The 17,201-nt window shown below is 68.7% G+C and carries 21 protein-coding genes; 17 read left to right on the top strand and 4 right to left on the bottom strand.

Going from position 1 to position 17,201, the window contains the following annotated elements; genetic code table 11:
- Positions 1–71: 71 nt before the first annotated feature.
- From AC1RL8_RS23030 to AC1RL8_RS23010, 5 genes are all read left to right on the top strand, one after another.
- On the top strand, positions 72–686 hold the full coding sequence (locus AC1RL8_RS23030; protein WP_095743039.1) for a LysE family transporter: 615 nt from the start codon (positions 72–74) through the stop codon (positions 684–686).
- A 29-nt stretch (positions 687–715) separates the two neighbouring features.
- Complete coding sequence (locus AC1RL8_RS23025) at positions 716–1,636, top strand: ParA family protein (protein ID WP_062473764.1); 921 nt, start codon at positions 716–718, stop codon at positions 1,634–1,636.
- Positions 1,637–1,684: 48 nt separating this feature from the next.
- On the top strand, positions 1,685–2,230 hold the full coding sequence (locus AC1RL8_RS23020) for an RBBP9/YdeN family alpha/beta hydrolase (protein WP_492686803.1): 546 nt from the start codon (positions 1,685–1,687) through the stop codon (positions 2,228–2,230).
- Positions 2,230–3,183 (top strand): ParB/RepB/Spo0J family partition protein, encoded by a 954-nt coding sequence (locus AC1RL8_RS23015; RefSeq protein ID WP_492686804.1) that lies wholly within the window; start codon positions 2,230–2,232, stop codon positions 3,181–3,183. Before AC1RL8_RS23020 ends, AC1RL8_RS23015 begins: the two co-directional genes overlap by 1 nt.
- Positions 3,184–3,314: 131 nt before the next feature.
- On the top strand, positions 3,315–4,214 hold the full coding sequence (locus AC1RL8_RS23010) for a CsgG/HfaB family protein (RefSeq protein WP_070061439.1): 900 nt from the start codon (positions 3,315–3,317) through the stop codon (positions 4,212–4,214).
- Between the two features lie 87 nt (positions 4,215–4,301).
- Here AC1RL8_RS23010 and AC1RL8_RS23005 read toward each other — a convergent pair whose 3' ends face one another.
- Positions 4,302–5,726, bottom strand: a complete 1,425-nt coding sequence (locus tag AC1RL8_RS23005; protein WP_070061438.1) for an FAD-binding oxidoreductase — start codon at positions 5,724–5,726, stop codon at positions 4,302–4,304.
- A gap of 76 nt (positions 5,727–5,802) precedes the next feature.
- Between AC1RL8_RS23005 and AC1RL8_RS23000 the strand changes: the two genes are divergently transcribed.
- The 4 genes from AC1RL8_RS23000 (at position 5,803) to AC1RL8_RS22985 (ending at position 8,098) form a co-directional block, all read left to right on the top strand.
- The gene (locus AC1RL8_RS23000) at positions 5,803–6,303 is read left to right on the top strand and encodes a DinB family protein (protein ID WP_070061437.1); all 501 of its coding nucleotides are present in this window, start codon (positions 5,803–5,805) and stop codon (positions 6,301–6,303) included.
- A gap of 16 nt (positions 6,304–6,319) precedes the next feature.
- Positions 6,320–6,919: a cob(I)yrinic acid a,c-diamide adenosyltransferase gene (locus tag AC1RL8_RS22995; protein WP_062473752.1), complete on the top strand. Its 600-nt coding sequence runs from the start codon at positions 6,320–6,322 to the stop codon at positions 6,917–6,919.
- Positions 6,916–7,272, top strand: a complete 357-nt coding sequence (locus AC1RL8_RS22990; RefSeq protein ID WP_492686805.1) for a hypothetical protein — start codon at positions 6,916–6,918, stop codon at positions 7,270–7,272. The genes AC1RL8_RS22995 and AC1RL8_RS22990 overlap by 4 nt, the downstream gene beginning before the upstream one ends.
- A gap of 301 nt (positions 7,273–7,573) precedes the next feature.
- Positions 7,574–8,098: a class IV adenylate cyclase gene (locus tag AC1RL8_RS22985; RefSeq protein ID WP_492686806.1), complete on the top strand. Its 525-nt coding sequence runs from the start codon at positions 7,574–7,576 to the stop codon at positions 8,096–8,098.
- On the opposite strand, the gene AC1RL8_RS22980 is transcribed toward AC1RL8_RS22985, so the two are convergent.
- Complete coding sequence (locus tag AC1RL8_RS22980) at positions 8,065–8,442, bottom strand: MerR family transcriptional regulator (protein WP_159279054.1); 378 nt, start codon at positions 8,440–8,442, stop codon at positions 8,065–8,067. The two genes, AC1RL8_RS22985 and AC1RL8_RS22980, sit on opposite strands and share 34 nt — an antisense overlap.
- A 95-nt stretch (positions 8,443–8,537) precedes the next feature.
- Between AC1RL8_RS22980 and AC1RL8_RS22975 the strand changes: the two genes are divergently transcribed.
- Entirely contained in the window at positions 8,538–8,996 is a 459-nt protein-coding gene (locus tag AC1RL8_RS22975; RefSeq protein ID WP_095948440.1) for a hypothetical protein, read from the top strand.
- Here AC1RL8_RS22975 and AC1RL8_RS22970 read toward each other — a convergent pair.
- Entirely contained in the window at positions 8,974–9,615 is a 642-nt protein-coding gene (locus AC1RL8_RS22970; protein WP_492686807.1) for a GDSL-type esterase/lipase family protein, read from the bottom strand. The genes AC1RL8_RS22975 and AC1RL8_RS22970 overlap by 23 nt on opposite strands.
- 161 nt (positions 9,616–9,776) lie before the next feature.
- Between AC1RL8_RS22970 and AC1RL8_RS22965 the strand changes: the two genes are divergently transcribed.
- The 6 genes from AC1RL8_RS22965 to AC1RL8_RS22940 are packed head-to-tail and all read left to right on the top strand — an operon-like array spanning position 9,777 to position 15,974.
- Positions 9,777–10,964 (top strand): ABC transporter substrate-binding protein, encoded by a 1,188-nt coding sequence (locus AC1RL8_RS22965; protein WP_492686808.1) that lies wholly within the window; start codon positions 9,777–9,779, stop codon positions 10,962–10,964.
- Entirely contained in the window at positions 10,965–12,794 is a 1,830-nt protein-coding gene (locus tag AC1RL8_RS22960; RefSeq protein WP_489062296.1) for an ABC transporter permease, read from the top strand. It abuts the gene before it with no gap.
- Positions 12,795–12,811: 17 nt separating this feature from the next.
- Positions 12,812–13,369, top strand: coding sequence for an OsmC family protein (locus AC1RL8_RS22955; RefSeq protein WP_492686809.1), 558 nt, complete (start codon positions 12,812–12,814; stop codon positions 13,367–13,369).
- Positions 13,353–14,201 carry an ABC transporter ATP-binding protein gene (locus AC1RL8_RS22950; protein ID WP_492686810.1) on the top strand — a complete coding sequence of 283 codons (849 nt, stop codon included), beginning with the start codon at positions 13,353–13,355 and terminating at the stop codon, positions 14,199–14,201. The genes AC1RL8_RS22955 and AC1RL8_RS22950 overlap by 17 nt, the downstream gene beginning before the upstream one ends.
- Positions 14,198–15,043: an ABC transporter ATP-binding protein gene (locus tag AC1RL8_RS22945; RefSeq protein ID WP_492686811.1), complete on the top strand. Its 846-nt coding sequence runs from the start codon at positions 14,198–14,200 to the stop codon at positions 15,041–15,043. Before AC1RL8_RS22950 ends, AC1RL8_RS22945 begins: the two co-directional genes overlap by 4 nt.
- A 37-nt stretch (positions 15,044–15,080) precedes the next feature.
- Positions 15,081–15,974, top strand: coding sequence for a VOC family protein (locus AC1RL8_RS22940; protein WP_070061427.1), 894 nt, complete (start codon positions 15,081–15,083; stop codon positions 15,972–15,974).
- A 4-nt stretch (positions 15,975–15,978) separates the two neighbouring features.
- Here AC1RL8_RS22940 and AC1RL8_RS22935 read toward each other — a convergent pair whose 3' ends face one another.
- Entirely contained in the window at positions 15,979–16,401 is a 423-nt protein-coding gene (locus AC1RL8_RS22935) for a winged helix-turn-helix transcriptional regulator (protein ID WP_492686812.1), read from the bottom strand.
- A gap of 110 nt (positions 16,402–16,511) precedes the next feature.
- Here AC1RL8_RS22935 and AC1RL8_RS22930 point away from each other — a divergent pair, with 110 nt between their 5' ends.
- The gene (locus tag AC1RL8_RS22930) at positions 16,512–17,102 is read left to right on the top strand and encodes a dihydrofolate reductase family protein (protein ID WP_492686813.1); all 591 of its coding nucleotides are present in this window, start codon (positions 16,512–16,514) and stop codon (positions 17,100–17,102) included.
- Positions 17,103–17,201 lie beyond the last annotated feature (99 nt).

The raw sequence follows: 17,201 nt of genomic DNA, 5'->3' as shown, positions 1-17,201 counted from the left end.
GCAATCTTCCCGGCGCTGGCCTGCCTTAGACTCGAAGCCTCCCCCTGGCTCTCTTTTTCGAGGCAAATCCCATGTTCGGCATCGCTGACTACGGCGCATTCGTCGCCGCCATCGTCCTGTTCCTTCTGATTCCCGGTCCGGGCAATCTGGCGCTGATCACTTCGACCAGCAAAGGCGGCATTCGTGGCGGCCTGGCAGCGACCTTCGGCGTGATCCTGGGAGACCAGGTCCTGATGTGGGCGGCGGTGGCGGGCGTGTCGGCCGTGCTGGCTGCTTACCCGGCCGCCTTCAAGGCGGTGCAGTGGCTGGGCGCCGCCTACCTGGCGTGGCTCGGTCTCAAGATGCTCCTGGCCAAGCCCGGCGCGGCACCGATCCTGAACATCCGCCCGAGCCATTTCCTGCGCCAGGCGCTGACGATCACCTTGCTGAACCCCAAGGCGATCGTGTTCTACATGGCCTTCTTCCCGCTGTTCGTCGATCCGGCGCGCCACCAGGGCGTCATCACCTTCGGCGCCATGGCCGTGACCATCGCCGCGCTGACCTTCCTGTACGGCCTGACCTCGACGCTGCTCACGCACTTCCTGGCCGAGCGCATCCGCGCCAATCCCCGCATCTCGGCCACGCTCGAAAAGCTGGCTGGCACCTTCTTGATCGCCTTCGGCATCAAGCTCGCGATCTCGCGCTGACCGACCCCGACGACCCGCACTGACGACACATGGCCAAGATTTTCTGCATCGCCAACCAGAAGGGCGGCGTCGGCAAGACCACCACCACCGTCAATCTCGCCGCCGGCCTGGCCAAGGTGGGCCAACGGGTGCTGATGATCGATCTCGACCCCCAGGGCAACGCGACCATGGGTTCGGGCATCGACAAGCGCCAGCTGGAGCTCACGGTGTACGACGTGCTGCTCGAATCGGCCTCGGTGGCCGAGGCGCGGGTGAAGTCCGACAAGCTCGTCGAGGCCGAAGCCAGCTACGACGTGCTGGGCGCCAACCGTGAGCTGGCCGGCGCCGAAGTCGAAATGGTGGCGCTCGACCGCCGCGAAAAACGCCTGCGCACCGCGCTGGCTGCGGTCGGTGCCGAGTACGACTTCGTGCTGATCGACTGCCCGCCGAGCCTGAGCCTGCTGACGCTCAACGGCCTGTGCGCGGCCCACGGCGTGATCGTGCCGATGCAGTGCGAGTACTTCGCGCTCGAAGGGCTCACGGACCTGGTCAACACCATCAAGCAGGTGCACGCCAACCTCAACAAGAACCTGCAGATCATCGGCCTGCTGCGCGTGATGTTCGATCCGCGCATCACGCTGCAGCAGCAGGTGAGCGAGCAGCTCAAGTCCCACTTCGGCGACAAGGTGTTCGACACCGTGATCCCGCGCAATGTGCGCCTGGCCGAAGCGCCGAGCTACGGCCTGCCGGGCGTGGTGTTCGACCCGTCCGCCCGCGGCAGCCAGGCCTTCATCGCCTTCGCCGAAGAGCTGGTCGCCAAGATGCCGCCCGCGAGCGCCTTCGCCTCGGGTGCGGTGGCGCCGCCGGTCACGCCCCCGCCGCGCGTGGTGCCCGATCTGCCGATCCCCGACGATGTGCTGGCCGCCGCGCCTTCCGCTTCCGTCGCCGATACCGATCAAAACCCCGTCTGATGCCCGCCCGAAGGGCGGTAGGCGCTATCAAGTTCGTAGCAATCAGCCATGAGTGAACCCCACATCCTGCTGCTGCCCGGATGGCAGAACAGCGGCCCCGGCCATTGGCAGACCCGCTGGGAGTCGGTCTACGGCGACCACCGCGTCGACCAGCACGAGTGGATGCGCCCGCTGCGCGGCGACTGGTCGATCCGCCTCGAAGAAGAAGTGCTGGCCGCGCCGCGCCAAGTGGTGCTGGCTGCCCACAGCCTCGGCTGCATCCTCACCGCCGCCTGGGCCGCCCACTCGCGCAACACGCACAAGGTGCGCGGCGCGCTGCTGGTGGCGCCCGGCGACCTGGAGCGCGACGACCTGCGCCAATTGATTCCCGGCTGGGCTCCCATCGTGCGCCAGCCGCTGCCGTTTCCGGCCGTGCTGATCGCCGCCAACGACGACCCGTACTGCGAAGCCTCGCGCTCGAAGCAGCTGGCCAGCGATTGGGGCGCACGCTTCATCGATGCCGGCACCGGTGGCCACCTGAACGCCGAATCCGGCCTGGGCGACTGGCCCGAAGGCCGGAAACTCCTGAACGACCTCTCGAAAGACACGCACTGATGGCGACCAAGAAACCCAAGGGCCTGGGCCGCGGCCTCGAAGCGCTGCTCGGCCCGACGGCCGCACCCTCCGCCGATCCGCTCGGCAATGGCGGCGACCGCGCCACGGAAGAGGGCGGCGCCCCGCAGAACCCCAACGCCCTGAAGCTCGACCAGATGGTGGCCGGCGTCTACCAGCCACGCACCCGCATGGACGAGGGCGCGCTGTACGAGCTGGCCGAGAGCATCAAGGTGCAGGGCATCATGCAGCCGATCCTGGTGCGCCGGCTCGACGCCGAATCGGCCGCGGCCAAGAACGCCGAGTACGAAATCATCGCGGGCGAGCGGCGCTTCCGTGCCGCCCGGCTCGCGGGCCTGGACACCGTGCCGGTGCTGGTGCGCGACGTGCCCAACGAGGCCGCGGCAGCCATGTCGCTCATCGAGAACATCCAGCGCGAAGACCTCAACCCGCTGGAAGAAGCTCAAGGCCTGCAACGCCTGGTGACCGAGTTTGGGCTCACTCACGAAATGGCGGCTCAGGCCGTCGGCCGTTCGCGCAGCGCCGCCAGCAACCTGCTGCGCCTGCTGAACCTGGCCGAGCCCGCGCAGCTGATGCTGATGGCCGGCGACATCGACATGGGCCATGCGCGCGCGCTGCTGTCGCTCGATCGCGGCACGCAGATCACCGCCGCCAACCAGATCGCCGCCAAGAAGATGTCGGTGCGCGAGGCCGAGGCGCTGGTGAAGAAGCTCGCGGCCGAGTTCACGCTCACGCCCTCGCGGCGCGGCAATGCCGGCGAGAAGTCGCGCGACCTGCAGCGCGTGGAAGAAGAGCTGGCCGACCTGCTCACGGCCGAGGTCGAGGTGCGCATCAAGAAGCGCACGAAGCGCGGCGAAAGCGGCGAGCTGGCGATCCACTTCGGCTCCATCGAAGCACTCAACGGGCTCATCGAACGCATCCGCCGAACGGCCTAGTTCGGCCCGGGTTGCGAAGACGGACCCCAGCGTTCGTTTGATTGATTCCTGCAATCCTTTGCGCGTATCCTCGATCGCGGTTTTTCTTTCAGCCCTGCAAGACCACCACCATCGAAACGAGGGAGTCGACCATGCCGTTCTTCGCCACCAAGTTCCCGCTCGCCGCAGTCGCCGTCGGCGCACTGCTGCTCACGGGCTGCGCCACCACCGACATGCAGATGGGCAGCCAGTCGGCCAAGACCATGGCCACGGGCAGCGCCGCCGGCGGTGCCACCTCGGGCGAGAGCAGCCAGCTCGAACGCTGCGAATCGCCGCTCGGGACCGTCTCGCTGGTCGAGAACGTCAACGCCGGCTGGTACACCATCCTCACGGGCGAGTACCGCCTGCCGCCTACTGCAAATCTGTTGCGTTTGCTGGTGCAGCAATCGAACTGCTTCATCGTGGTCGAGCGCGGCGCGGCCGGCATGAACGCGATGACGCGTGAACGCGCGCTGCAGCAGTCGGGCGAGATGCGCGGCGGCAGCAACTTCGGCCGCGGCCAGATGGTGGCGTCCGACTACGGCCTGTCGCCCGAGATCGTGTTCAGCAACAGCGATGCTGGCGGCATCGGCGGCGCGCTCGGCGGCCTCGTGGGTGGCGGCCGTGGCCGTGCCATCGCAGCCGTCGGCGGCAGCCTGCAGACCAAGGAAGCCAGCGCCTTGCTGACGCTCATCGACAACCGCTCGGGCGTGCAGGTCGCGGCAGCCGAGGGCAGCGCCTCCAAGACCGACTTCGGCGCCTTCGGCGGCCTGGCCGGCCGCAGCGGCGCCGGTGGCCTTGGCGGCTACACCAACACGGCGCAGGGCAAGGTGATTGCCGCAGCCTTCATGGACGCGTTCAACCAGATGGTCCGTTCGCTGCGCAACTACAAGGCACAGACCGTGCGCGGCCAGGGCCTGGGCGGCGGTGGCCGCTTGGGTGTCGATGGGGGCGCTGCGCCTTCGCAGACCTATGTGCCGCCGGAGCCGGCACCGGCACGTCGCCGCAGGTAAGAACAGGACGCGGGCTTTCGGGCCACGAAAAAGCCCGGCGCTCTTGCGAGCCGCCGGGCTTTTTCATTGATGCGTGATCGCGAGGGATCAGAGGCTGAAGATCTTGCCCGGGTTCATGATGTTCTTCGGATCGAGCGCGCGCTTGATCGTGCGCATCATGTCGATCGCGCCCACGCCGGCTTCGGTCACCAGGAAGTCCATCTTGTGCAGCCCCACGCCGTGCTCGCCCGTGCAGGTGCCTTCGAGCGCCAGCGCGCGGCTCACCAGCGCATGGTTCAGTTCTTCGGCCTTCACGCGCTCTTCGGGGATGTTCGGGTCGAGCAGGTAGCCGAAGTGGAAGTTGCCGTCGCCCACGTGGCCGACGAGGAAGTAGGGGATGCCGCTGGCGTCGGCCTCGGCCACCGAGTCGAGCAGGCAGTCGGCCAGGCGCGAGATCGGCACGCAGGTGTCGGTCGAGATCACGCGGCAACCGGGGCGCGACTGCACGGCTGCGAAGTAGCTGTTGTGCCGCGCGGTCCACAGGCGCGTGCGTTCTTCCGGCGTGCTGGCCCATTCGAAGGCGTTGCCGCCGTGGCCGCTCGCGAGTTCCTGCACCGTCTCCGCCTGCTCCTTCACACCCGCGGGCGAGCCGTGGAATTCCATCAGCAGCATCGGCTCTTCGCGCAGGTTGAGCTTGGCGTAGGCGTTCACCATGCGCACCGTGTTCACGTCGATGAGCTCCACGCGCGCGATCGGCACGCCCAGCTGGATGGTCTCGATGGTGGTGCGCACGGCGGCCTCGATGCTCGGGAACGAGCAGATCGCCGCCGACACCGCCTCGGGCAACGGGTAGATGCGCAGCGTGACCTCGGTGACCACGCCCAGCGTGCCTTCGCTGCCCACCATGAGGCGCGTGAGGTCATAACCGGCCGACGACTTCTTGGCGCGCGTGCCGGTGCGGATGATGTCGCCGCTGGCCGTGACCACCTCGAGCGCCAGCACGTTCTCGCGCATCGTGCCGTAGCGCACCGCGTTCGTGCCGCTGGCGCGCGTGGCCGTCATGCCGCCGATGGAGGCGTCGGCGCCCGGGTCGATGGGGAAGAACAGGCCCGTGCTCTTGATCTCTTCGTTGAGCTGCTTGCGCGTGACGCCCGGCTGCACCGTCACCGTGAGGTCGTCGGCGTTGATCGACAGCACCTGGTTCATGCGCGACACGTCGATGCTGATGCCGCCTTGCACGGCGAGCAGGTGGCCTTCGAGCGAGGAGCCCACGCCGAAGGGGATGACCGGCACGCTGTGCTCGCTGGCGAGCTTCACGGCATCGGCAACATCTTGCGTGCTTTCGGCGAACACCACGGCCGCGGGCGGCGGCGCGTCGAACGACGACTCGTCGCGTCCGTGCTGCGTGCGCACCGCCATCGCCGTGGAACAGTTGTCGCCGAAGCGCGCCTTCAGCCCGTCGATCAGGGCCGCGGGAACGTCGCGCAGATGAAGCGCCGGCATCAGGTGCGAGGTGGAAGTCGGGGCGTTCATCGGGCGTCTCCTGGAGGGGCTGAGGGGGATCGGTCATTTTACGGAGCGCGCACCATAATGCGCTTCGGTAAAAGACATGAACCCCACGACCCTTGCAGCCCTCGCGGCCTTTCCCTCGCAGCTCGAAGCCCACTACGCGGCCATTCCCAAAGCCTTCCGGCATTGGGCGCCGCCTTCATGGGAGGGCGTGCCCAGCGAGGCCTTCACCGCCATCGAGCAGCTGTGCCATGTGCGCGACATCGAGATCGAGGGCTACCACGTGCGCTTTCGCCGCACGCTCGCCGAGACCCATCCGACGCTCGCATCGATCGACAGCGAGCCGCTGGCCATCGAGCGCCATTACGGCGCGGCCGACCCTGCAGCGGTGCTCGCCGAGTTCCGCCAGGCGCGCGTGCAGACGATGGAAATCATCTCGCAGCTGAGCGACGCGCAGCTCGCGCGCACGGCCGTGTTCGAGGGCTACGGGCCGCTCACGATGCGCAGCCTCATCCATTACCTGTGCAGCCACGACCATCAGCATCTGGCCGGACTGCAGTGGCTGGCCGGCAAGATCGACGCCGCCGGCCTCACGACCTGAACCGAGAGGAGCGCCCATGGGCAACCGACTTTCCCAGATCGCCACCCGCACCGGCGACGACGGCACCACCGGCCTGGGCGACAACACCCGCGTGCCCAAGGACCACTTGCGCGTGCACGCGATGGGCGACGTGGACGAACTCAACTCGCACATCGGCGTGCTGCTGTGCGAGCCGCTGCCAGAGCCCGTGCGCGAGCTTTTGGTCGATGTGCAGCACCAGCTCTTCAACCTTGGCGGCGAACTCTCGATGCCCGGTTTCACGCTGCTCAAGCCCGAAGCGCTGCTGCAGATCGACAACGCACTGGCCGACCACAACGCCGCCTTGCCGCGCCTGGCCGAATTCATCCTGCCCGCCGGCACGCGCGCCGCGTCGCTGGCGCACGTGTGCCGCACTGTGGCGCGGCGTGCCGAGCGCGCGGTGGTGTCGCTGGGCGCCACCACCGAACTCAACGACGCGCCGCGCCAGTACCTCAACCGGCTCAGCGACCTGCTCTTCGTGCTCGCACGCGTGCTCAACCGCATGAACGGCGGCGACGACGTGTACTGGAAGAGCGAACGCATGGCCCGCGCGGCCGCCGCCGAATCCGAAGACCACTCCCAGGGGACGACGCCATGAAGAAGCTTCACATCACCACCGCATCGCTCGCCGCCATCGCCGCCGCGCTCTGGCTGCCCGTCACCGCACAGGCGCAGAGCGCCGACAACCCGCCCCAGGCCGAACGCGCCCACACGATCAAGTCGCCCTCGCGCAGCGGCAAGGTGGTGGGCAGCGTGCAACGCGGCACCAACGCCGCCGGCCGCGGCGTCAACCGCGCCGATGCGGCCACGCGGCGCGGCGTGAGCAACGTGTCGGAAAAAGCCAGCCGGCCCGTGCGCAACGTGGGCGAGGCCTTCGGACGCAAGCTGGCACCGGGCTCGAGTGGGCGCGCGGCGGCGCCGCCTGTGGGGCCGCAGGGCAGCGCGCCCTGAGTCTTTGCTGTTGTTCGTTCAGGGCGACGCTCCCGCCGACGGGGTACCTTGCTCCGCGAATGTCCTCCGCCCTTCGGGCTCCCCCTTGATTTCGCTGCGCAAGGCACCCCATCGGCGTGAGCGTTGGGCGGTGCAGCCGTTGATCGACCGGCACAACGACAGCGCTCAGCGGGCGCAGGACACTGGGTGCTTCCCGCAGCGAAATTAAGGAGGAGGCCGCAGGCCGGGGGACATTCGCGGAGGGAAGTACCCGGTGGCCTGTGCACGCGCCCCGAACCCAGCCTCAAGAAAACGAGAAGACATGGCCAGAAACATAGAGATCAAGGCCCGCATCGACAGCGTGGACCGCATCGCAGAAATCGTCGCAACGCTCGCCGACCAGGGCCCCATCGAGATCGCGCAAGACGACACCTTCTTCCGCTGTGAACACAGCGCCGACCGCCTCAAGCTGCGCACCTTCGCGCCCGACCGCGCCGAACTCATCTTCTATCGTCGCGCCGACAGCACCGGCCCGAAGGAATCGTTCTACTTGATCACGCCCACCGCCACGCCCGACGCGCTGCGCGAATCGCTCACGCTCGCCTGGGGCCAGGCTGGCCGCGTGCGCAAGCAGCGCCGCCTGTTCCTCGTGGGCCGCACACGCGTGCACCTCGACCGCGTCGAAGGCCTCGGTGAATTCCTCGAACTCGAAGTGGTGCTGCAAGACGGCGAGCTTGCCGACGCCGGCGTGGCCGAAGCCCATGCACTCATGGCCCGGCTCGGCGTGGCCGAAAGCCAACTGGTGCAGGGCGCCTACGTCGACCTGTTGCGCGCGCAGGCCGCCTGAGCCATCGGGCAGCCGGCGGGCACGCGTGCCAGCAGGTCTTGCCGCAGCGCGTTCAGCTCGGCGATCTTCTGGTCGATGACCGCGACCTTGTCGGCCAGCAGCGCCGCAATCGCCTGGTCGGGTGCGGCCGACTCCCACACCGCGGGCAGGTTGTCGCCGATCTCATGCAGGCTGAAACCGAGCTTCTGCGCGGTGCGGATGTAGCCCACCATCTGCACGGTTTCCTTCGCATAGACGCGGTAGCCGTTGCTGCCGCGCTCTGCACGGATCAGGCCGCGCTCTTCGTAGAAGCGCAGCGTGTCGCGGCTCAAGCCCGTCGCCGAAGCCAGCTGGCCGATCTGCATGGTCGTGGTTCCTTCGCCGAAGAATGTGCTTGACCCTGGAGCGTACCCGAGGCTTTAGCTTCCGGGGCTTCTTCACTCCCGCAGGGCTCTTCTTCATGATCGCGCTTCCCACTTACCAACGCATCGTCCGCGCCAGCGCCTGGTACGACCTCGTGGTGACCATCGGCTTCGCCACGCCATGGACCTTCGCCGCCGTGCACACCCTGCTGCTGTGGACCATCCAGACGCTGCAACTGCCGGGCAGCTTTCCGGCCTTCGACCCCGTGCACATGCTGATGGCCAACTTGCTCGGCTCCGTGGTCACCGTCTGGGCTGTGCTGCGCATCCGCGATCCGCGTCTGCGCTATGGCCGCTACGACGCCGTGGCGCGCTTCCTGTTCGCGACCTGGCAGGTCTACGCCGTGACGCAGGGCGCCAGCCTGATCATCCTCGGCTTCACCGCGATGGAGCTGCTATTCGGCGTGCTCGAGAGCCTGCCGGTGCGCAGTGCCACAGCAGGCGCACCGATGCGCTCCAACAGCGCAACAAACCTCAGCGCCAGCCCGCAGCCTTGAGCTGCTCAGCCAATTGCTCCGCCACCTTGGCGTAGCCTTTAGCGTTCGCATGGATGCGGTCCGAGCGCAGGGCCGCATCCGACAGCACGCCCGAATACACACCGGCGACCAGCAACGCCTGCCCCGACTTCGCGACCTCTTCGTAGAACGGCGCGTCGCTGAGCGAGCCGACCACCGCGCGCATCGCATCGGGCGCCGGCGTGGCCAGCACCGCCACGTGCGACGTGTGCGCGCGCGCCTGCTCGATCAATGCCGCAAGGTTCTCGCGCGTGCTGGCGGGCGACACGCCGCGCAGCATGTCGTTGCCACCGATGCCGATCAGGATCGCGTCGTAGCTGCCGGCGGACAGCAGCGCGGGCAGGCGTTCCAGCGCACCCGCCGAGGTGTCGCCGTTGACGCCCGAGTTCTCGACCTGCCAGCCCGTGAGCTCGCCCAGCTTTGCGGGCCACGCCGTCTCGGGCGATGCGCCGTAGCCGAAGGTCAGGCTGTCGCCCAGCGCCAGCACGCGGGCATCGGGCTTCAGCGCGTTGGCTGAGGCCTTTCGTTTGCCGCACGCGGAGAGCAGCAGGGCGGTGGCCGGCACGCCGGCGAGCATCTGGAGGAGGTGGCGTCGCTTCATGTGGCGCGCAGCTTAAACGAGGCCGCGCGGCCGTTGGCGCTTGCCCCTTCGCTTGCTCGGAAAGCGCATAAGCCTCTCCGTTTTCGTTCCTTCCCGGCGCCGGGACAGCGGCGAAGAATCGCGGCCCTGCACATCCCTTCACTGCCACCGAGGTCCGTCCCATGCCGCCGCTGTTCACCCGCCATCGTTTCCTGCGCCATGCGGTCGCACTGTCCGCCGCCTTGCTGGCCGCGCCGCTCGCGGCCTGGGCCGCGCCCGCCAGCGGCGAGCCCGTGTGGTTCGGCGTGAGCGGCCCGCTCACCGGACAGAACGCGCAGTACGGCGCGCAGTGGAAGGCCGGCTTCGACCTTGCGCTCGAGCACATCAACGCGCAGGGCGGCATCCACGGCCGGCCGCTGGCCTACAACTTCGAGGACAGCCAGAGCGACCCGCGCCAGTCCGTCGCCATTGCGCAGAAGCTCGTGAACGACAAGCGCGTGCTCATCGAACTCGGCGACTTCTCCAGCCCCGCTTCGATGGCCGCCTCGCCCATCTACCAGCGCGCGGGCCTCGTGCAGCTGGGCTTCACCAACTCGCACCCCGACTTCACCAAGGGCGGCGACTACATCTGGAGCCCGTCGATCAGCCAGGCCGACGCACAGCCGCTGCTGGCCGACCTGGCCGTGAAGACGCTGGGCTTCAAGCGCATCGCCGTGCTGTTCCTGAACACCGACTGGGGCCGCACCAGCAAGGACGTGCTCGTGAAGGCCGCGCAGGAGCGCGGCGCGCAGCTCGCCATTGCCGAGGGCTACCAGCCCGACGAGAAGGACTTCCGCTCGACCCTGGTGCGCGTGCGCGACGCCAACCCCGACGGCGTGGTGCTCATCTCGTACTACCCCGACGGCGCGCTCATCGCGGGCCAGGTGCGCAGCGTGGGTCTGAAGCAGCCCATCGCCGCCGTGGGCTCGGTGTACTCGCCCAAGTTCATCGAGCTCGGCGGCGCGGCCGTGAACGGCATCCACACCAACACCGCCTTCTATCCCGACGAGCCGCGCACCGAAGTGCAGGCCTTCGTGAAGAGCTTCCGCGCCAAGTACAGCAAGGAGCCCGACGCCTTCAACGCCTATGCCTACGACGCCGTGGTGTACGCCGCCGCCGCGCTGCGCGAAGCCGGCCCCAAGGCTGATCGCAAGGCCGTGCGCGATGCGTTCTACAAGATCAAGGACGTGCCCAGCGTCATCTTCGGCAAGGCCACCTTCGATGCGCAGACGCGCCGCGTGATCGGCGTGAAGAGCGTCAACCTCGTGGTGAAGGACGGCAAGTGGGCGCAGATCGACGAGAAGGCGGCGGCGCTGGCATCGGCCAAGTAGATGAGCTTCACCTCCTTCTTCGACCACACGGTCAACGGCCTGATCATCGGCAACATCTATGCGTTGCTGGCGGTCGGGCTCGCGCTGATCTTCGGCGTCTCGCACCTCATCAACTTCGCGCACGGCTCGGTGTACACCGTGGGCGCGTACATCGGCTGGGCGAGCATCACCTACCTGCACACGCCGCTGCCCATCACTATCGCGCTGGTGGTGCTCGGCTCGGGCGCTCTCGGCATGCTCATCGAGCGCGTGGGGCTGCGGCCGCTGCAGGGCGCCGCGCGCATCGCGCCGCTCCTGGCCACCATCGGCATCAGCTTCGTGCTCGACATCCTCGTGCAGCTGGTGTTCAGCCCCGACCCGCGCGCGCTGCCCACGCAGCTGCCCGACTGGCGCCTGCAGATCGGCACCGGCACCATCGGCGCGCTCGACCTCTTGATTGCGGGCATCGGCATCGCGAGCGCGGCCGTGCTGTTCGGCTTCCTGCGTTTCACGAAGCTAGGCTGGGCCGTGCGCGCCACCGCGCAAGACCGCGACGCCGCGCAGCAGATGGGCGTGGACGTGAACCGCGTGAACCAGACCGTGTTCGCCATCGCCGCCGCACTGGGCGGGCTCTCGGGCCTGCTGGTGGGCATGTACTACAACAACATCAGCCCGGCGATGAGCTTCCAGGCCACGCTCAAGGGCGTGGTGGCGACGGTGGTCGGCGGCGTGGGCAACGTGCCGGGCGCCATCGTCGGCAGCCTGCTGCTGGGGCTCATCGAAAGCTATGGCGTGGCCATTCTCGGCACGCCGTACCGCAACCTCTTTGCCTTCGCGCTGCTGCTGGTCATCCTGGTGTGGAAGCCCAACGGCCTCTTCGGCCGCCAGCGCGCGCTGCCGCCCGAGCCACTCACCGGCACCTTCATCGCACCGAGCAAGCCGTGGCGCGTGCCGCCGCGCCTGTTGCTCGCGCTGTTCGCCGCGGCCGTGCTGCTGCCGCTGTTCGATCCGTCGCCCTACGTGCTGCAGACGCTCACCAACGCGTGGCTCTACGGTGCGCTCGCGTTGAGCCTCACGCTGGTGGCCGGCACCATCGGCCAGATCTCGCTGGGCCACGCGGGGCTGCTGGCCATCGGCGCGTACGCCTCCTCGCTGCTGGTGCTCGACCTGCACTTGCCCGTGGGCACGGGCATCGTGGCCGCGGGCGTGCTCACGTCGCTGATCGGCACCGCATTGATCTTCCCGGCCTTCCGGCTGCGCGGGCACTACGTGTCGATCGCCACGCTGGGCATCGGCGAGATCGTGGCGCTCACCATCCTCAACTGGGAAAGCCTCACGCGCGGGCCCATCGGCGTGTCGGGCATTCCGCCGCTGTCGCTGTTCGGGCGCGATGCGTCGTCGAACGAGGCGATCTACTGGGCCTCGTTCGGCGCACTGGTGCTGCTGGCCCTGCTGCAGTGGCGCCTCTTGCGCTCGCACCTGGGCCGCACCTTCCGCGCGGTGCGCGAAGACGAGGTCGCCGCGCGCGCCTACGGCGTGAGCCCCGACCGCTACAAGGCGCTGGCCTTCGGCTTCGGCGGCTTCGCGGCGGGCGTGAGCGGCGCCTTCACCGCGCACATGTACTCGTACATCAACCACGAGACCTTCGGCTCGCAAATCTCGATCCTCGCGCTCACGATGGTGATCCTCGGCGGGCTCGGGAACATCAGCGGTGCACTGCTGGGTGCGGTCGCGCTCGTGAGCCTGCCCGAGCTGTTCCGCGTGACGGCCGAGTACCGCATGTTGATCTACGGCGTGGCGCTCCTGCTCCTGATTCGCTTCCGTCCCCAAGGCCTGCTCGGCACCGTCTGAAAGAACCACCACACACCATGAGTCACCTCAACGACTACCTCGCCGAGAAACGCGTCGCCGTGCTGGCTCGCAACGCCGCCGTCGCGGCCGGCACCGCACAGCCCTCGCAGCTCAAGGCCAGCGTGCGCGCCGAAGGCCGCAGCGGCGTGCGCCGCCTGCGCATCCGCGAGCACCAGGTCATCAGCGACAGCCCGCCCGATTTCGCGGGCTACAACCTCGGCCCGAGTTCGCCCGAGCTGCAGCTGGGCGTTCTCGGCACCTGCGTGACGCACATCTTCCTGATCCAGGCGGCCGAACGCCAGGTGCCGCTCGAAAGCCTCGAGGTCGAGGTGACGGGCGTCATCGATCCGCGCGGCGGCAAGCCGGGCCACGAGCAGACGCCGATCTGGCCGCACGAGATCGGCTACACCGTGCACATCGATTCGCCCGCGAGCCGCGAGGAGATCGATGCGCTGTTCGAAGCGGTGGAGCGCAACTGCCCCATCCTCAACCTGCTGCGCAACCCGCAGACGATCCGCGCCGAGGTGAAGCTCGTGAACTCGAAGGCGAAGGTCGCCGATGCCGTCGCTGCTTGAGGTCCGCGGCCTCGTGCGCCGCTTCGGCGGGCTCACGGCCGTCAACGCCGTCGACCTGCAGGTGGGCGAGGGCGAACTGCTGAGCGTGATCGGCCCGAACGGTGCCGGCAAGACCACGCTGTTCAACCTCGTCACCGGCCTCGACAAGCCCGATGCCGGGCAGGTGCGCTTCGACGGCCACGACATCACCGGCCTGCCCGCGCAAGAGCTCGCACAGCGCGGCCTGGCGCGCACCTTCCAGCACGGGCGCGTGTTCGCGAACCTCTCGGTGCTCGACAACGTGCTGGTCGGCGCGCACACGCGGCTGCGCGCCGTGAAACCGCGCGTGGGCGGCGTGCCGGGCCTCGGGGCGCTGGCCGAGCTGGCGCTTGCGCTGGTGCAGCCAGGGGCGGTGCGGCGCGAGGAAGAAGCGCTGCGCGACGAGGCGCGCGAGATCATCGCGCTCTTCGGCGAACGCCTCACGCCGCGCACCGACCATCCGGCCTACAGCCTCTCGTACGCCAACCGCCGCCGCGTGGAGATCGCGCGCGCGCTCGCGCTGCGGCCGCGCCTGCTGCTGCTCGACGAGCCCACGGCCGGCATGAACGAGAGCGAGACGGCCGAGATGCTGGAGATCATTCGCGGCCTCAAAGCACGCGGCCAGACCATCCTGTTGATCGAGCACAAGCTGGACCTCGTCATGCAGCTGTCCGACCGCGTGGCCGTGCTCGACGACGGCCGCAAGATCGCCGAAGGGCTACCCGACGACGTGCGCAACGACCCCGCGGTGATCGAGGCCTACCTCGGCCATCGCCATGTCGGCGAAGCGCAGGAAGAGGCGGTGCCCGCATGATCGCCACCGTCGCGCGCACCGGCCTGTCGCCTTCTTCCCTCTGGGGAGAGGGGAGAAACGACGACCTGCCTGAACGTGCCGTCACGCAGGCGCCGGCGGGTGCGGTTGCGCCCCTGCTGCAGCTCAAGAAGGTCAACAGCTTCTACGGCCCCGTGCAGGCGCACTTCGACCTCGACATCGAAGTGCGCAAGGGCCAGATCGTCAGCCTGCTCGGCGGCAATGCCAGCGGCAAGTCGACCACGATGAAGATCGTGCTCGGCCTGCTCAAGCCGCGCTCGGGCGAGGTCCGCTTCAACGGCGAATCGACGCTCGACCTGAGCACGCCGCAGATCATCCGCAAGGGCATCGGCTCGGTGCCCGAGGCGCGCCGCCTGTTCCCCGCAATGACCGTGCGCGAGAACCTGCTCATGGGCGCCTATGCGCGCCGCGACCGCGCGGCCGTGGCCGACGACCTGGACCGCATGCTCGAGCTGTTTCCGCGCGTGGCGCAGCGCCTGGGCTTCCTGGCCGGCACGCTCTCGGGCGGCGAGCAGCAGATGGTGGCCATGGCGCGCGCGCTCATGGGCCGGCCGCAGCTGCTGTGCATGGACGAGCCCACCATGGGCCTGTCGCCGCTGTACGTCGACAAGGTGCTCGAGCTCATCGCGCGCATCAACGCGCAGGGCGTCTCGGTCTTCATGGTCGAGCAGAACGCCAGCCTCGCGCTGCAGATCGCGCACCACGGCTACGTGCTGCAGACCGGCCGCATCGTGCTCTCGGGCCCGGCGCGCGCGCTGCTGGCCGACGCGCGCATCCGCGATGCCTACCTGGGCGGCGAGGGCGCTGCCCGCACCGCCTCCTGACCACGACGACCCCTTTGCCGCGAGGAAGACCTTCACCATGCCCCTGACCCTCGACCACGTCGTCATCGCCGTGCACGACCTCGAACGCGCCATTGCCGACTACGCCGCGCTCGGCTTCCACGTGCTGCGCGGCGGCGACCATCCGGGCCGCAGCACGCACAACGCGCTCGTCGTGTTCAGCGACGGCAGCTACTTCGAACTCATCGCATGGCGCGAACCGGCGCCCGCCGAGCGCTGGTGGCAGCTGCTGCAGCGGCACGGCGAAGGCATCGTCGACTTCGCCCTGCTGCCGCGCGACACCGCCGTCACCGTGGCCGATGCGAAGGCGCGCGGCCTCGTGCTCGAAGGCCCGCTCGACGGCGGGCGCGTGCGCCCCGACGGCGAACACCTGCGCTGGCAGACCGCGCGCGCGCCGTCGGCCGACCTGCCGTTCCTGTGCGGCGACCTCACGCGGCGCGCCCTGCGCGTGCCCGAGGGCGCCGCGCGCGTGCATCCCAATGGCGTGCTCGGCGTGGCCAGCCTGGCCATCGCCGTGCGCGACCTCGACGCCACGCTGGCGCGCTACCGGGCCTTGCTGGGCACGGTCTCCGACGATACGAGCACGCACATCGGCGAGCCTGTGGCGGTGCCTGCCAGCCAGGTGCGCGTGGCGGTGATCGCCCTGGGCAGCAGCGTGCTCGTGCTGTCGTCGCCGCGCGACCGTGCCCCAGCGGCGGAGCTGGGCGGTGACGCGCTCGCACAGCGCCTCGCCGTGCGCGGCGAGGGCCCCTACGCGCTGGTGCTGCACACCGACCGGCCGCAGTCGACCGGTACTTTCGACCTCGCACGTGCGCACGGCGCGTGGATCGAACTCGACCTGCCGCCGGTGGATGCGCTGGAGGCGCAGGGCCGCGTACGCGCCGACGCGGCGAACAGCACGGTGGGCGGGTAGGGCCTTACCTGGCGCCCAGGTGCGCCTTGCGCAGCGCGGCCCGCATCTTCTTCTGCAGCGCCGGTCCGCCCTTTTCCAGCGCAGCCGCGGGCGCGCCGCTCTCGGGCGTCACCGGCCGGTGCTTGCGTCCCCAGATGCCGAGCTGCGTGATCACCGGCAGCAGGTCGATGCCCACCGGCGTGAGGCTGTAGAGCGCCTTCTGCTTGTGCGTGGGGTCGTCGGTCTTGCTGAGCACGCCGTGTTCGACCAGCGTGTTCAGCCGCTCCGTGAGGATGTTCGAGGAGATGCCTTCCTCGGACTGCAGGAACTCGCGGAAGTGCCGCTTGTCGGCAAACATCAGGTCGCGAACGATCAGCAGGCTCCAGCGGTCGCCGACGACTTCGAGCGCGAGGTTGATCGGGCACAGGGACTTCTGCTGGATGGCCATCGGGATTCCGCCGGTTCAAGAAACTGCTTGCATTTTTGCATCGGTTTGAGAATACTGAAACTGCTTGCATTTCAAGAGCGGTTTGCGCAAGCGACTTTCAGGAGGCTCCGATGCGAAAGCTCATCGTGCAAATGCAGATGTCGGTCGACGGGTTCGTGTCGCCGGCCAACGGCGACATCGACTGGCAGCTGTGGGGTTGGGGCGACCGGTGGCGATGGGATGCGGCGCTCAAGCGTGACTTCAATGCCGTGTTCGCAGGCGTCGACACGATCCTGCTGAGCCGCAAGATCCTCGAGGAGGGCTATCTCGATCACTGGGGCCGCGCGGCGACGCGCTTTCCGGCGAACCCCGACTACGCCTTTGCCCAGCGGATCGTCGAGGCGCGCAAGGTCGTGCTCACGAACAAGCTGCAGGCCTCGCGCTGGGAACGCACCGACATCGCGCGCGGCGCCATGGCCGATGAGGTGAACGCGCTCAAGCGCCAGCCGGGCCAGGACATCCTCAGCATCGGCGGTGTCGGCTTCGCGTCGTCGCTCACGTCGGCAGGGCTGGTCGACGAGTTCCAGTTCTTCGTGAACCCCACGGCCGTCGGCGCGGGCCGCTCGGTGTTCCACGACACGCGCCATGGCCATGCGCTGCGCCTGCTCGGATCGAGGGCCTACGACTGCGGCATGGTGGTGAACCGCTACGCGCCCGCGTGAAGTACGTCACGCGCGTGCAGGACAACACGCCGTGGAGATACCTGCGCTTACCGGATTTCATCTGACGGTGACCTGACGCACCCGAAGCAGACACACGCG

It is taken from the genome of Variovorax sp. GW822-FHT04E09 (assembly GCF_058800845.1).
The sequence above is the reverse complement of the archived record's forward strand: the minus strand, read 5'-3'. Positions and strand labels throughout refer to the sequence as shown.